The 14,639-nt window shown below is 63.8% G+C and carries 6 protein-coding genes and 3 rRNA genes; 7 read left to right on the plus strand and 2 right to left on the minus strand.

Features of this window, described 5'->3' with window-relative positions; all coding sequences use genetic code 11:
* Positions 1-42: 42 nt before the first annotated feature.
* The gene (locus tag OG322_RS32755) at positions 43-2,019 is read left to right on the plus strand and encodes an acetoacetate--CoA ligase (protein ID WP_123468199.1); all 1,977 of its coding nucleotides are present in this window, start codon (positions 43-45) and stop codon (positions 2,017-2,019) included.
* Between the two features lie 66 nt (positions 2,020-2,085).
* The gene (locus OG322_RS32760) at positions 2,086-3,018 is read left to right on the plus strand and encodes a hypothetical protein (protein ID WP_123468197.1); all 933 of its coding nucleotides are present in this window, start codon (positions 2,086-2,088) and stop codon (positions 3,016-3,018) included.
* Between the two features lie 69 nt (positions 3,019-3,087).
* Here OG322_RS32760 and ptsP read toward each other — a convergent pair whose 3' ends face one another.
* Complete coding sequence (gene ptsP / locus OG322_RS32765; RefSeq protein ID WP_123468195.1) at positions 3,088-4,758, minus strand: phosphoenolpyruvate--protein phosphotransferase; 1,671 nt, start codon at positions 4,756-4,758, stop codon at positions 3,088-3,090.
* 76 nt (positions 4,759-4,834) lie between these two features.
* A complete protein-coding gene (locus tag OG322_RS32770) occupies positions 4,835-5,284 on the minus strand; it encodes a PTS sugar transporter subunit IIA (RefSeq protein WP_123468193.1) in 450 nt (149 codons plus the stop codon).
* Between the two features lie 702 nt (positions 5,285-5,986).
* Between OG322_RS32770 and OG322_RS32775 the strand changes: the two genes are divergently transcribed.
* From OG322_RS32775 to OG322_RS32795, 5 genes are all read left to right on the plus strand, one after another.
* Positions 5,987-7,512, plus strand: a 16S ribosomal RNA gene (locus tag OG322_RS32775).
* 299 nt (positions 7,513-7,811) lie between these two features.
* Positions 7,812-10,936: ribosomal RNA gene (locus OG322_RS32780) — 23S ribosomal RNA — on the plus strand.
* Between the two features lie 79 nt (positions 10,937-11,015).
* Positions 11,016-11,132 (plus strand): 5S ribosomal RNA (rrf, locus tag OG322_RS32785).
* Together the 16S, 23S and 5S rRNA genes form the textbook arrangement of a ribosomal RNA operon.
* A gap of 151 nt (positions 11,133-11,283) precedes the next feature.
* Positions 11,284-11,892, plus strand: a complete 609-nt coding sequence (locus OG322_RS32790) for a CDP-alcohol phosphatidyltransferase family protein (RefSeq protein ID WP_123468191.1) — start codon at positions 11,284-11,286, stop codon at positions 11,890-11,892.
* Positions 11,893-12,005: 113 nt separating this feature from the next.
* Positions 12,006-14,501: a mannose-1-phosphate guanyltransferase gene (locus tag OG322_RS32795; RefSeq protein WP_123468189.1), complete on the plus strand. Its 2,496-nt coding sequence runs from the start codon at positions 12,006-12,008 to the stop codon at positions 14,499-14,501.
* Positions 14,502-14,639: the final 138 nt, after the last annotated feature.

Raw genomic sequence — 14,639 nt, forward strand, 5'->3', positions numbered from 1 at the left:
ACCCACGCAGACCCGCGTACCCGTACAGCCAGGAGCCGACTCATGACCTCAGCAGCCGACGAAGCCCCCCTCTGGCAGCCCGGCCCGGACCGCATCGCGACCGCCGCCGTCACCCGCTTCCAGAAGTGGGCGGCCGAGCGCCACGGAGCACCGGCCGGGGGCGGATACGCAGCCCTGCACCGCTGGTCGGTCGACGAGCTGGACACCTTCTGGCAGGCCGTCGCCGAATGGTTCGACGTACGGTTCTCCACCCCGTACGAGACCGTCCTCGGCGACCGCACCATGCCCGGCGCCCAGTGGTTCCCGGGCGCCACGCTCAACTACGCCGAACACGCGCTGCGTACCGCCGAGGACCCCCTGCGCGCCGACGCGCCCGCACTGCTCCACGTCGACGAGACCCACACCCAGACCGCCACCTCCTGGTCCGAGCTCCGCCGCCGGGTCGGCTCACTCGCCGCCGAACTCCGCGCCCTCGGCGTCACCCCCGGCGACCGTGTCAGCGGCTACCTCCCCAACATCCCGGAGGCGGTCGTCGCCTTCCTCGCCACCGCCGCCGTCGGAGCCGTCTGGACCTCCTGCGCCCCCGACTTCGGCGCCCGCAGCGTCCTCGACCGCTTCCAGCAGGTGGAACCCGTCGTCCTGTTCACCGTCGACGGCTACCGCTACGGCGGCAAGGAACACCACCGCGCCGACACCGTCGCCGAGCTGCGCCGCGAACTCCCCACCCTGCGCGCCGTCGTCCACATCCCGCTGCTGGGCACCGACGCCCCGGAAGGCGCCCTCGACTGGTCCGCCCTCACGGCGGCGGACACCGAACCCGTCTTCGAGCAGGTCCCCTTCGCTCATCCGCTGTGGGTGCTGTACTCCTCCGGCACCACCGGCCTCCCCAAGGCCATCGTCCAGTCCCAGGGCGGCATCCTGCTCGAACACTTCAAGCAGATCGGCCTCCACTGCGACCTCGGCCCCGAGGACCGCTTCTTCTGGTACACCTCCACCGGCTGGATGATGTGGAACTTCCTCGTCTCCGGCCTCCTCACCGGTACCGCACTCGTGCTGTACGACGGAAGCCCCGGCTACCCCGACGTCAGCGCCCAATGGCGCGTCGCCGAACAGACGGGCGCCACACTGTTCGGCACCTCCGCCGCCTACGTCATGGCCTGCCGCAAGGCCGGCGTCCACCCGGGACGCGACTTCGACCTCTCCCGCGTCCAGTGCGTCGCCACCACCGGCTCCCCGCTCCCGCCCGACGGGTTCCGCTGGCTCCACGACGAAGTCGCCGACGACCTGTGGATCGCGTCCGTCAGCGGCGGCACCGACGTCTGCAGCTGCTTCGCCGGAGCGGTCCCCACCCTCCCCGTGCACATCGGCGAGCTCCAGGCCCCCGCTCTCGGCACGGACCTCCAGTCCTGGGACCAGGCGGGCAACCCGCTGACCGGCGAGGTCGGCGAACTCGTCGTCACCAAGCCCATGCCGTCCATGCCGATCCACTTCTGGAACGACCCCGACGGCAGCCGGTACCACGACAGCTACTTCGACATGTACCCCGGAGTCTGGCGCCACGGGGACTGGATCACGATCACCGACCGCGGCTCCGTCGTCATCCATGGCCGCTCCGACTCCACCCTCAACCGTCAGGGTGTACGCATGGGTTCCGCCGACATCTACGAAGCGGTGGAGCGCCTGCCGCAAATCCGCGAATCGCTCGTCATCGGACTGGAGGAGCCCGACGGCGGCTACTGGATGCCGCTCTTCGTCCACCTCGCCGAGGGCGCCGCGCTCGACGACGAACTGCGCGACAGCATCAAGCGCACCATCCGCGAGAACCTCTCCCCGCGCCACGTCCCGGACGAGGTCATCGAGGTCCCCGGCATTCCGCACACCCTCACCGGCAAGCGCATCGAGGTTCCGGTCAAGCGCCTGCTCCAGGGAACAGCCCTGGCCAAGGCCGTTAACCCCGGCTCGATCGACAACCTGGAACTCCTCCACTTCTACGAGGAGCTGGCGCGCAAGCGCCGCTGACGAACCCGCTGTCAGTCCCCATGATTACTCTGAGTGAGCAATGATCGACAGCGCACTGGGGGAATCATGGCGCAGACCAGGAACAAGCAGACCAGGAACAAGCGGGCCACGATCCACGGCCGGACCGGCACCACCATGCGACGCACGCTGCGCCGCGAAGCACCGACCACCATCGGCCTCCTGACCGATGAACAGGACTTCGCGGCGATGCGGCACTACCGCACCTTCACCTTCGACGACCACTCCGTCTACCTCCAGCAGGTGGAAGGCCTGCTCAAAGCCCTCGCCGCACAGGGCATGCACACAACGGTCGCCCTCTTCGACCCGGAGGAGTACGCGGAGTTCTGCGCCGAGTCGGACATCGCGGCCGATTCCCCGGCCGGCCGTAGCCGCTTCACCGCGGAGATCGCGGCGGCCGGCGCCACCGTCGCCTACACCGGACAGCCACTCGCCACGCTGATCCCGCTCCTCGTCTCCCGGGCGGTCCGCCGGGCCACCTGGGAGTACGCCACGATGCTCCTGGCCGGCCTGGGGGAGTGCGCCGACTGCGGCCAGGACGTCGGCCGCGCGGCATTCGACCGGGCCTCCCACCTCCTGCTGCGCACCCTGGAGACCGCGGGCCCCGGCACCCACCACCTGGTCTGCAGCACCCCCACGGACAACGAGCAACTGCTCGCCGCCCTGCACACCGAACGCGACATGACCGGCCCGGCCCGCCTCGACTCGGCGGAAGGAGCCGAATTCGTGACCGTGCTCGCCGTGGGCATCGCCCTCGAACGCCGCGGGGGAGTCGTCCTGCGGACGAGCGCACCCGGCGCCCCGGACCGGGTGCACGGCTGGCGGCTGACCCGCGGCAGCCTCGCCCCGCTCACCGCGGGTGAGGTCTTCAGCGCCTACTGCACCGATGCCGACACCGGAGAACCGGTCTCCCCGGAGTCCGGAGTGGAGTACTGCGCAGGCTTCGACATCGGCGCCGACGAACCGGAACCCCACCACTGACAAGCCGAAGGGGCTTCCCGCCACCATCGGCGGGAAGCCCCTTCTCCTCATCGTCCGGGCGCTGCGGACCTACTCGCCCGAAAGCACCGCCTGCGCGGCAACCCGCGCCTCCTCGGCGGAGTCCGCCGCACGCGCGGCGGACGCGGCCCGCTCGCACTGCGCGAGCGTGTACTTCGCCAGCGTGGTGCGCACATAGGGAATGGACGCGGCGCCCATCGAAAGCGACGTCACTCCCAAGCCGGTCAGGACACAGGCGAGCAGCGGATCGGCGGCAGCCTCACCACAGACACCACAGCTCTTGCCCTCGGCCCTGGCCGCATCGGCCGACATCGCCACCAGATCCAGCAGCGCGGGCTGCCACGGATCCTGCAACCGGGACACCGCACCCACCTGGCGGTCGGCCGCGAAGGTGTACTGCGCCAGATCGTTGGTGCCCAGCGACAGGAACTCCACCTCCTGAAGCACCGAACGCGCGCGCAGCGCGGCCGACGGAATCTCGACCATCGCACCGAACTTCGCGTTCAGCCCGGCCTCGCGGCACGCGTCGGCGAACGCCTTGGCGTCCGCACGGTCCGCGACCATGGGCGCCATGACCTCGAGATAGACGGGCAGCCCCTCGGCCGCCTTCGACAGAGCGGTCAACTGGGTCCGCAGTACATCGGGGTGATCCAGCAGGCTGCGCAGCCCGCGCACACCCAGCGCCGGGTTCGGCTCGTCCGCCGGCGTCAGGAAGTCCAGCGGCTTGTCCGCCCCGGCATCCAGCACCCGCACCACGACACGTCCCTCGGGGAACGCCTCGAGCACGGCGCGGTACGCCACGATCTGCTTCTCCTGCGACGGTGCCTGCTTGCTGTCGTCAAGGAAGAGGAACTCGGTGCGGAACAGACCCACACCCTCGGCCCCCGCCTCGACGGCCGCCGGCACATCGCCGGGCCCACCGATATTGGCGAGCAGCGGCACCTTGTGGCCGTCGGACGTCGCACCGGGACCGGTCGACGTGGACAACGCGGCCTTCCGGGCGGCCGCGGCGCTCTCCATCTCCGCGCGCTTCTCGGCGCTCGGCTCGACGAAGATCTCGCCGGTGCTGCCGTCCACCGCGATCACGGTGCCCTCGGCGAGCTCGCCGGCGCCGGGGAGCGCCACCACGGCGGGCACACCGAGCGCCCGCGCCAGAATGGCGCTGTGGCTGGTCGGTCCGCCCTCCTCGGTGACGAAGCCGAGCACCAGCGTGGGGTCGAGCAGCGCCGTGTCGGCAGGAGCCAGGTCCCGCGCGATCAGCACATACGGCTCGTCGCTGTCCGGCACACCAGGCATCGGCACACCGAGCAGCCGGGCCACGATCCGGTTGCGCACATCGTCGAGGTCGGCGACACGGCCCGCGAGGTACTCCCCGGCACCGGCCAGCAGCGCCCGGTAGGAAGCGAACGCGTCGTACACGCCGCGCTCGGCGGTGCTGCCGACAGCGATACGCCGGTCGACATCAGCCATGAGCTCGGGGTCCTGGGCCATCATGGCCTGGGCCTCCAGCACGTGCTGGGCCTCGCCACCGGCCAGGTTGCCGCGCGCGATGAGGTCGGCCGCCACAGCCTCCACGGCCTGCCGCGCCCGCCCCTGCTCGCGCTCCGCCTCCTCGGCCGGGATCTGCTTGGCCGGCGGTTCGAGCACTGCCGTGCCCATGTGCCGTACCTCGCCGATCGCCACACCATGGCTCACGCCTACGCCCCGCAGCGTTGTCTCCATTTCACCTGTCTCCGATTGTGCGGTGGGCGATGCCTCCGCGATGGATATCCGGTCCGCTGTCACTGCGCCGAACGTATTACTGCCAGCCGAACAGTGCGTCGCCGATCTTCACGTCGCCGTCCTCGACGACGGCGGAGAGGGAATCGGCGGTTGCCTCCAGCGCCACGACGGGGCAGATCGGGGACTTGCCGGCCGCTTCCACAGCGGCCGGGTCCCAACGCACGATGCTCTGGCCGCGTGTGACGGTGTCACCCTTGTTCACCAGGAGCTCGAAGCCCTCACCATTGAGCTGGACGGTGTCGATACCGAGGTGGGTCAGAACCCCGTGTCCCTCGCCGTCCACGACCACGAAGGCGTGCGGGTGAAGGGAGACGACGATTCCGTCGACCGGCGACACGGCCTCCGACGGCTCGCGTACGGGGTCGATGGCGGTACCGGGACCGACCATCGCACCGGAGAAGACCGGGTCGGGTACCGCAGCGAGCCCGATGGCGCGTCCGGCAAGCGGGGACGTCACAGTGGTCATGGGGAGCCTCCCAGAGTGGAGCTTCATTGGCGCCGCCGCATGTAGGAGGGCGGCGTACTGCTCAGCAGGGTAAGTCATAAGAAGTCCCGGTTCCGCCTGAGTCCTGGCGGTTCGAGGACCTAGGGGTGCACCGGAAACGATTTGCCTCGTCTCCCGGCAGCCTGTACTGTCGTACTCCTGCCTGACCCCAACGCGACATTGAGTCGGGGGTCGGCGGCGACTATTAAGCCCAAACCCTAACCCGACATCGGCACCGGCATGTCTGCTGGGGCTGGTCAATCGGACCGGAAAGGCCTGATAGAGTCGGACTCGCCGAAAGGGAAAAACGCGAAAGCGAAATTCCCCGAAGGTAATCCAGCAAGAATCCCGCTTCGACCGGGAATCGGACACGAAAGAGTCTGATAGAGTCGGAAACGCAAGACCGAAGGGAAGTGCTCGGAGGAAAGCCCCAGAAAATGTTCTGGTGGTGAGTACAAAGGAAGCGTCCGTTCCTTGAGAACTCAACAGCGTGCCAAAAGTCAACGCCAGATACGTTGATACCCCGACCTGCTTCGGCAGGTTCGAGGTTCCTTTGAAAGTCCTGGCAGACCACACTAGTGGTTCTACCAGGCAATGCACATAGCGAGGACATAGTGAACGATCGGTCTTATTCCGACTCGATTGTTCCGCTCTCGTGTGTGTGATCCCGATTACGGGAAAACATTCACGGAGAGTTTGATCCTGGCTCAGGACGAACGCTGGCGGCGTGCTTAACACATGCAAGTCGAACGATGAAGCCCTTCGGGGTGGATTAGTGGCGAACGGGTGAGTAACACGTGGGCAATCTGCCCTTCACTCTGGGACAAGCCCTGGAAACGGGGTCTAATACCGGATAATACTTTCCCTCTCATGGGGGAAGGTTAAAAGCTCCGGCGGTGAAGGATGAGCCCGCGGCCTATCAGCTAGTTGGTGGGGTAATGGCCTACCAAGGCGACGACGGGTAGCCGGCCTGAGAGGGCGACCGGCCACACTGGGACTGAGACACGGCCCAGACTCCTACGGGAGGCAGCAGTGGGGAATATTGCACAATGGGCGAAAGCCTGATGCAGCGACGCCGCGTGAGGGATGACGGCCTTCGGGTTGTAAACCTCTTTCAGCAGGGAAGAAGCGAAAGTGACGGTACCTGCAGAAGAAGCGCCGGCTAACTACGTGCCAGCAGCCGCGGTAATACGTAGGGCGCAAGCGTTGTCCGGAATTATTGGGCGTAAAGAGCTCGTAGGCGGCTTGTTGCGTCGGTTGTGAAAGCCCGGGGCTTAACCCCGGGTCTGCAGTCGATACGGGCAGGCTAGAGTGTGGTAGGGGAGATCGGAATTCCTGGTGTAGCGGTGAAATGCGCAGATATCAGGAGGAACACCGGTGGCGAAGGCGGATCTCTGGGCCATTACTGACGCTGAGGAGCGAAAGCGTGGGGAGCGAACAGGATTAGATACCCTGGTAGTCCACGCCGTAAACGTTGGGAACTAGGTGTTGGCGACATTCCACGTCGTCGGTGCCGCAGCTAACGCATTAAGTTCCCCGCCTGGGGAGTACGGCCGCAAGGCTAAAACTCAAAGGAATTGACGGGGGCCCGCACAAGCAGCGGAGCATGTGGCTTAATTCGACGCAACGCGAAGAACCTTACCAAGGCTTGACATACACCGGAAAGCATCAGAGATGGTGCCCCCCTTGTGGTCGGTGTACAGGTGGTGCATGGCTGTCGTCAGCTCGTGTCGTGAGATGTTGGGTTAAGTCCCGCAACGAGCGCAACCCTTGTTCTGTGTTGCCAGCATGCCCTTCGGGGTGATGGGGACTCACAGGAGACTGCCGGGGTCAACTCGGAGGAAGGTGGGGACGACGTCAAGTCATCATGCCCCTTATGTCTTGGGCTGCACACGTGCTACAATGGCCGGTACAATGAGCTGCGATGCCGCGAGGCGGAGCGAATCTCAAAAAGCCGGTCTCAGTTCGGATTGGGGTCTGCAACTCGACCCCATGAAGTCGGAGTTGCTAGTAATCGCAGATCAGCATTGCTGCGGTGAATACGTTCCCGGGCCTTGTACACACCGCCCGTCACGTCACGAAAGTCGGTAACACCCGAAGCCGGTGGCCCAACCCCTTGTGGGAGGGAGCTGTCGAAGGTGGGACTGGCGATTGGGACGAAGTCGTAACAAGGTAGCCGTACCGGAAGGTGCGGCTGGATCACCTCCTTTCTAAGGAGCATCTAGATTCCGCAAGGAATCCAGAGCCACTACGTCGGCAAATGATCGACGGTGGTTAGCTCATGGGTGGAACGTTGACTATTCGGCACGACAGGTTGTTTTTCACTAGTACTGCTTCGGCGTGGAATGTGGGGAGTGATCGGTCGGGTCGGGCACGCTGTTGGGTATCTGAAGGTACGGCCGTCATGGTCGTCCTTCGGTTGCCGGCCCCAGTGAACTCGCCCGGTAAGGGTGGGGTGGTGGGTGGCTGGTCGTTGTTTGAGAACTGCACAGTGGACGCGAGCATCTGTGGCCAAGTTTTTAAGGGCGCACGGTGGATGCCTTGGCACCAGGAACCGATGAAGGACGTGGGAGGCCACGATAGGCCCCGGGGAGCTGTCAACCAAGCTTTGATCCGGGGGTGTCCGAATGGGGAAACCCGGCAGTCGTCATGGGCTGTCACCCGCTGCTGAACACATAGGCAGTGTGGAGGGAACGAGGGGAAGTGAAACATCTCAGTACCCTCAGGAAGAGAAAACAACCGTGATTCCGGGAGTAGTGGCGAGCGAAACTGGATCAGGCCAAACCGTATGCGTGTGATACCCGGCAGGGGTTGCGCATGTGGGGTTGTGGGATCTCTTTTTCACGGTCTGCCGGCTGTGAGACGAGTCAGAAACCGTTGATGTAGGCGAAGGACATGCGAAAGGTCCGGCGTAGAGGGTAAGACCCCCGTAGCTGAAACATTAACGGCTCGTTTAAGAGACACCCAAGTAGCACGGGGCCCGAGAAATCCCGTGTGAATCTGGCGGGACCACCCGTTAAGCCTAAATATTCCCTGGTGACCGATAGCGGATAGTACCGTGAGGGAATGGTGAAAAGTACCGCGGGAGCGGAGTGAAATAGTACCTGAAACCGTGTGCCTACAAGCCGTGGGAGCGTCGCTGTGTGTGCTTGCACATGCAGTCGTGACTGCGTGCCTTTTGAAGAATGAGCCTGCGAGTTTGCGGTGTGTTGCGAGGTTAACCCGTGTGGGGAAGCCGTAGCGAAAGCGAGTCCGAATAGGGCGATTTAGTAGCGCGCTCAAGACCCGAAGCGGAGTGATCTAGCCATGGGCAGGTTGAAGCGGAGGTAAGACTTCGTGGAGGACCGAACCCACCAGGGTTGAAAACCTGGGGGATGACCTGTGGTTAGGGGTGAAAGGCCAATCAAACTCCGTGATAGCTGGTTCTCCCCGAAATGCATTTAGGTGCAGCGTCGTGTGTTTCTTGCCGGAGGTAGAGCACTGGATAGGCGATGGGCCCTACCGGGTTACTGACCTTAGCCAAACTCCGAATGCCGGTAAGTGAGAGCACGGCAGTGAGACTGTGGGGGATAAGCTCCATGGTCGAGAGGGAAACAGCCCAGAGCATCGACTAAGGCCCCTAAGCGTACGCTAAGTGGGAAAGGATGTGGAGTCGCAGAGACAACCAGGAGGTTGGCTTAGAAGCAGCCACCCTTGAAAGAGTGCGTAATAGCTCACTGGTCAAGTGATTCCGCGCCGACAATGTAGCGGGGCTCAAGCGTACCGCCGAAGTCGTGTCATTCATACACATATCCCCAACGGGAGTATGGATGGGTAGGGGAGCGTCGTGTGCCGGGTGAAGCAGCCGCGGAAGCGAGTTGTGGACGGTTCACGAGTGAGAATGCAGGCATGAGTAGCGATACACACGTGAGAAACGTGTGCGCCGATTGACTAAGGGTTCCTGGGTCAAGCTGATCTGCCCAGGGTAAGTCGGGACCTAAGGCGAGGCCGACAGGCGTAGTCGATGGACAACCGGTTGATATTCCGGTACCCGCTTTGAAACGCCCAATACTGAATCAGGCGATGCTAAGTCCGTGAAGCCGGCCCGATCTCTTCGGAGTTGAGGGTAGTGGTGGAGCCGACGAACCAGACTTGTACTAGGTAAGCGATGGGGTGACGCAGGAAGGTAGTCCAGCCCGGGCGGTGGTAGTCCCGGGGTAAGGGTGTAGGCCGTGTGGTAGGTAAATCCGTCACACATTAAGGCTGAGACCTGATGCCGAGCCGATTGTGGTGAAGTGGATGATCCTATGCTGTCGAGAAAAGCCTCTAGCGAGTTTCATGGCGGCCCGTACCCTAAACCGACTCAGGTAGTCAGGTAGAGAATACCGAGGCGTTCGGGTGAACTATGGTTAAGGAACTCGGCAAAATGCCCCCGTAACTTCGGGAGAAGGGGGGCCATCACTGGTGATTGGATTTACTCCATGAGCTGGGGGTGGCCGCAGAGACCAGCGAGAAGCGACTGTTTACTAAAAACACAGGTCCGTGCGAAGCCGTAAGGCGATGTATACGGACTGACGCCTGCCCGGTGCTGGAACGTTAAGGGGACCGGTTAGCTGACTTTCGGGTCGGCGAAGCTGAGAACTTAAGCGCCAGTAAACGGCGGTGGTAACTATAACCATCCTAAGGTAGCGAAATTCCTTGTCGGGTAAGTTCCGACCTGCACGAATGGCGTAACGACTTCTCGACTGTCTCAACCATAGGCCCGGTGAAATTGCACTACGAGTAAAGATGCTCGTTTCGCGCAGCAGGACGGAAAGACCCCGGGACCTTTACTATAGTTTGATATTGGTGTTCGGTTCGGCTTGTGTAGGATAGGTGGGAGACTTTGAAGCGGCCACGCCAGTGGTTGTGGAGTCGTCGTTGAAATACCACTCTGGTCGTGCTGGATGTCTAACCTGGGTCCGTGATCCGGATCAGGGACAGTGTCTGATGGGTAGTTTAACTGGGGCGGTTGCCTCCTAAAGAGTAACGGAGGCGCCCAAAGGTTCCCTCAGCCTGGTTGGCAATCAGGTGTTGAGTGTAAGTGCACAAGGGAGCTTGACTGTGAGACCGACGGGTCGAGCAGGGACGAAAGTCGGGACTAGTGATCCGGCAGTGGCTTGTGGAAGCGCTGTCGCTCAACGGATAAAAGGTACCCCGGGGATAACAGGCTGATCTTCCCCAAGAGTCCATATCGACGGGATGGTTTGGCACCTCGATGTCGGCTCGTCGCATCCTGGGGCTGGAGTCGGTCCCAAGGGTTGGGCTGTTCGCCCATTAAAGCGGTACGCGAGCTGGGTTTAGAACGTCGTGAGACAGTTCGGTCCCTATCCGCTGTGCGCGTAGGAATATTGAGAAGGGCTGTCCCTAGTACGAGAGGACCGGGACGGACGAACCTCTGGTGTGCCAGTTGTCCTGCCAAGGGCATGGCTGGTTGGCTACGTTCGGAAAGGATAACCGCTGAAAGCATCTAAGCGGGAAGCCTGCTTCGAGATGAGTATTCCCACCCTCTTGAAGGGTTAAGGCTCCCAGTAGACGACTGGGTTGATAGGCCAGATGTGGAAGCCCGGTAACGGGTGGAGCTGACTGGTACTAATAGGCCGAGGGCTTGTCCTCAGTTGCTCGCGTCCACTGTGTTAGTTCTGAAATAACGAACGGCCGTGTTTTGTTCCGGTGTTGGTTAATTTCATAGTGTTTCGGTGGTCATTGCGTTAGGGAAACGCCCGGTTACATTCCGAACCCGGAAGCTAAGCCTTTCAGCGCCGATGGTACTGCAGGGGGGACCCTGTGGGAGAGTAGGACGCCGCCGAACTCCTTTTGATAGTAGTTGAGCCCCGTGCCCTTGTGGCACGGGGCTTTTCTGCGTTCCGGGGCGTTCTCGGTACCCCTGTGCGCCTGCCGGCCACGGCTGAGGGTAGGGTCAGGGGGCATCATTGGCACGTTCTTTCACAGGAGGCCCCCGGGTGGAGGTCCAGGAGACCCGCGTTCAGACGAACCGGGTACTCACCATCCCCAACATCCTCAGCATGGCTCGCCTTGTCGGCGTGCCTGTCTTCCTGTGGCTGATTCTCCGCCCTGAGTTCGGCGGGCCCAAGAGCGATGGCTGGGCGTTGCTGGTACTGATGTTCAGCGGTGTCAGCGACTACCTCGATGGAAAGCTCGCGCGTCGTTGGAACCAGATCAGCAGCCTCGGACGACTGCTCGACCCGGCCGCCGACCGTCTCTACATTCTTTCGACGCTTGTCGGGCTGACCTGGCGGGAGATCCTTCCGCTCTGGCTCACCGCAGCGCTTCTCGCCCGCGAGCTGATGCTTCTCGTGATGGTGGGAATCCTGCGCCGTCATGGCTATCCGCCGCCCCAGGTGAACTTCCTGGGCAAGGCGGCTACGTTCAATCTCATGTACGCGTTCCCCTTGTTGCTGCTCAGTGACGGAGGTGGTTGGCTGGCATCGCTGGCCACTGTTTTCGGATGGGCGTTCGCAGTATGGGGTACAACGCTCTACTGGTGGGCAGGGATCCTCTACGTGGTTCAGGTCCGCCGGCTTGTCAAGGTGGATGCAGTAGCCGATTGAGCCTGTTGATGCGGTGCCGCGCAGCGTGGCCGGCCCGCGGCTGATGACACACATGCCGCTCTGACGGGTGAAGTCGGCTAGACCGTCGTCTCTTCGAGGAGGACGTTTCCGACATGAAGGCCGTCGTGATGGCAGGTGGTGAAGGCACTCGCCTTCGCCCCATGACCTCAAGCATGCCCAAGCCGCTCCTGCCCGTAGCCAATCGGCCGATCATGGAGCATGTGCTTCGGCTGCTCAAGAGGCACGGGCTCAATGAGACGGTGGTGACCGTCCAGTTTCTCGCGTCGCTGGTGAAGAACTACTTCGGGGACGGCGAAGAGCTCGGAATGGAGCTCAGCTATGCCAACGAGGAGAAGCCGCTCGGCACCGCGGGCAGCGTGAAGAATGCCGAAGAGGCATTGAAGGACGACACTTTCCTCGTCATTTCCGGTGACGCGCTCACCGACTTCGATCTCACCGACCTCATCGCCTTCCACAAGGAAAAGGGCGGCCTGGTCACGGTCTGCCTCACTCGTGTACCGAATCCCCTGGAATTCGGGATCACGATTGTGGACGAAGCGGGCCAGGTCGAGCGGTTCCTGGAGAAGCCCACCTGGGGACAGGTCTTCTCGGACACCGTCAACACGGGCATTTACGTGATGGAGCCCGAGGTCTTCAACTACGTCGAGGCCGATGTCTCCGTGGACTGGTCCGGAGACGTCTTCCCGCAGCTCATGAAGGAAGGCAAGCCCATCTACGGCTATGTCGCCGAGGGCTACTGGGAGGACGTGGGTACGCACGAGAGCTACGTCAAGGCCCAGGCCGACGTTCTCGAGCGCAAGGTCGACGTGGAGATCGACGGTTTCGAGATCTCGCCCGGTGTATGGGTGGCCGAAGGCGCGGAGGTACATCCCGACGCGGTACTCCGGGGACCCCTGTACATCGGCGACTACGCCAAGGTCGAGGCCGGGGTCGAGATCCGTGAGCACACGGTCATCGGATCGAACGTCGTCGTGAAGAGCGGGGCGTTCCTGCACAAGACCGTGGTGCACGACAACGTGTACATCGGCGATCACAGTAATCTGCGGGGCTGCGTGATCGGCAAGAACACCGACATCATGCGTGCGGCCCGGATCGAGGACGGCGCCGTCATCGGCGACGAATGCCTCGTCGGCGAGGAATCGATCATTCAGGGCAACGTCCGCGTCTATCCCTTCAAGACGATTGAGGCCGGCGCCTTCGTCAATACCTCGGTGATCTGGGAGTCGCGCGGACAGGCCCACCTCTTCGGGGCGCGCGGTGTCTCCGGGATCCTGAACGTCGAGATCACGCCGGAACTCGCTGTCAGGCTGGCCGGTGCGTATGCCACGACCCTGAAGAAGGGCTCGACGGTCACCACCGCACGTGACCACTCCCGTGGTGCCCGAGCGCTGAAACGTGCGGTGATCTCCGCGCTCCAGGCCAGTGCCATCGATGTCCGCGACCTGGAGAACGTACCGCTGCCCGTGGCGCGCCAGCAGACCGCACGCGGGAGCGCCGGCGGAATCATGATCCGGACATCGCCGGGCGTCCCCGACTCCGTCGACATCATGTTCTTCGACGCAAGCGGTTCGGACCTCTCCCAGGCTCAGCAGCGAAAGCTGGACCGCGTCTACGCCCGGCAGGAATACCGCCGTGCCTTCCCCGGGGAGATCGGGGACCTGCACTTCCCGTCCAGCGTCTTCGACTCGTACACCGGGTCACTGCTGCGCAACGTGGACACCGCCGGAATCGCCGACGCCGGGCTCAAGATCGTCGTCGACGCCTCCAACGGCAGCGCGGGGCTTGTTCTGCCCAGCCTGCTGGGACGGCTCGGTGTGGACGCGCTGACCATCAACCCCGGCCTGGACGAGTCACGTCCGACCGAGTCCGCCGAGACCCGGCGGTCCGGACTGGTGCGACTCGGGGAGATCGTCTCCTCGGCGAGGGCAGCCTTCGGTATCCGGTTCGACCCGGTCGGCGAACGGCTCTCCCTGGTCGACGAGCGGGGGCGGATCATTGAGGACGACCGGGCACTGCTGGTCATGCTCGACCTCGTCGCCGCCGAGCGGCGCAGCGGGCGGGTGGCGCTGCCGGTGACCACTACCCGCGTTGCCGAGCAGGTGGCCGCGTACCACGGCACCCAGGTCGAGTGGACGACGACGTCTCCCGACGATCTGACCCGGGTGGGGCGCGAGGAAGGCACCATCTTCGGTGGAGACGGGCGGGGCGGCTTCATCGTTCCGGAATTCAGCAGCGTCTTCGACGGCTCTGCCGCGTTCGTACGGCTGATCGGGCTGGTGGCCAGGACGCAGCTCACGCTCAGCCAGATCGATGCGCGCATCCCGCGTGCCCACGTCCTGCGCCATGATCTGGCGACACCGTGGGCCGTGAAGGGGCTGGTGATGCGCCGGGTCGTCGAGGCCGCCGGAGACCGTGATGTCGACACGACGGACGGTGTGCGGGTCGTCGAGGCGGACGGTCGCTGGGTGATGGTGCTGCCGGACCGGGCCGAAGCGGTCACCCATCTCTGGGCGGAAGGGCCGGACGACGCCTCGGCGCAGGCCCTCCTGGACGAGTGGTCGGCGATCGTGGACAGCGCAGGTAACTGAGGGGGTCGGGCCACCGCGGCGGCGGACGAACGCCGTCGCGGTGGCCGGACGGTCCGCGGTTCCCGCGGGCGGGCCGCAGCGCGCCGGCCCGAGCTCTCCACGCATCGGTGCGGGGCCATTCGGCGGTAGCACCTGCGA

This window comes from Streptomyces sp. NBC_01260, assembly GCF_036226405.1.
GTDB classification, from domain to species: Bacteria; Actinomycetota; Actinomycetes; order Streptomycetales; family Streptomycetaceae; genus Streptomyces; species Streptomyces laculatispora.

Coding starts and splice junctions, on each gene's coding strand:
- OG322_RS32755 (WP_123468199.1), top strand. CDS start 43: ATGACCTCAGCAGCCGACGAAGCCCCCCTCTGGCAGCCCGGCCCGGAC.
- OG322_RS32760 (WP_123468197.1), top strand. CDS start 2,086: ATGGCGCAGACCAGGAACAAGCAGACCAGGAACAAGCGGGCCACGATC.
- ptsP (WP_123468195.1), bottom strand. CDS start 4,758: ATGGAGACAACGCTGCGGGGCGTAGGCGTGAGCCATGGTGTGGCGATC.
- OG322_RS32770 (WP_123468193.1), bottom strand. CDS start 5,284: ATGACCACTGTGACGTCCCCGCTTGCCGGACGCGCCATCGGGCTCGCT.
- OG322_RS32795 (WP_123468189.1), top strand. CDS start 12,006: ATGAAGGCCGTCGTGATGGCAGGTGGTGAAGGCACTCGCCTTCGCCCC.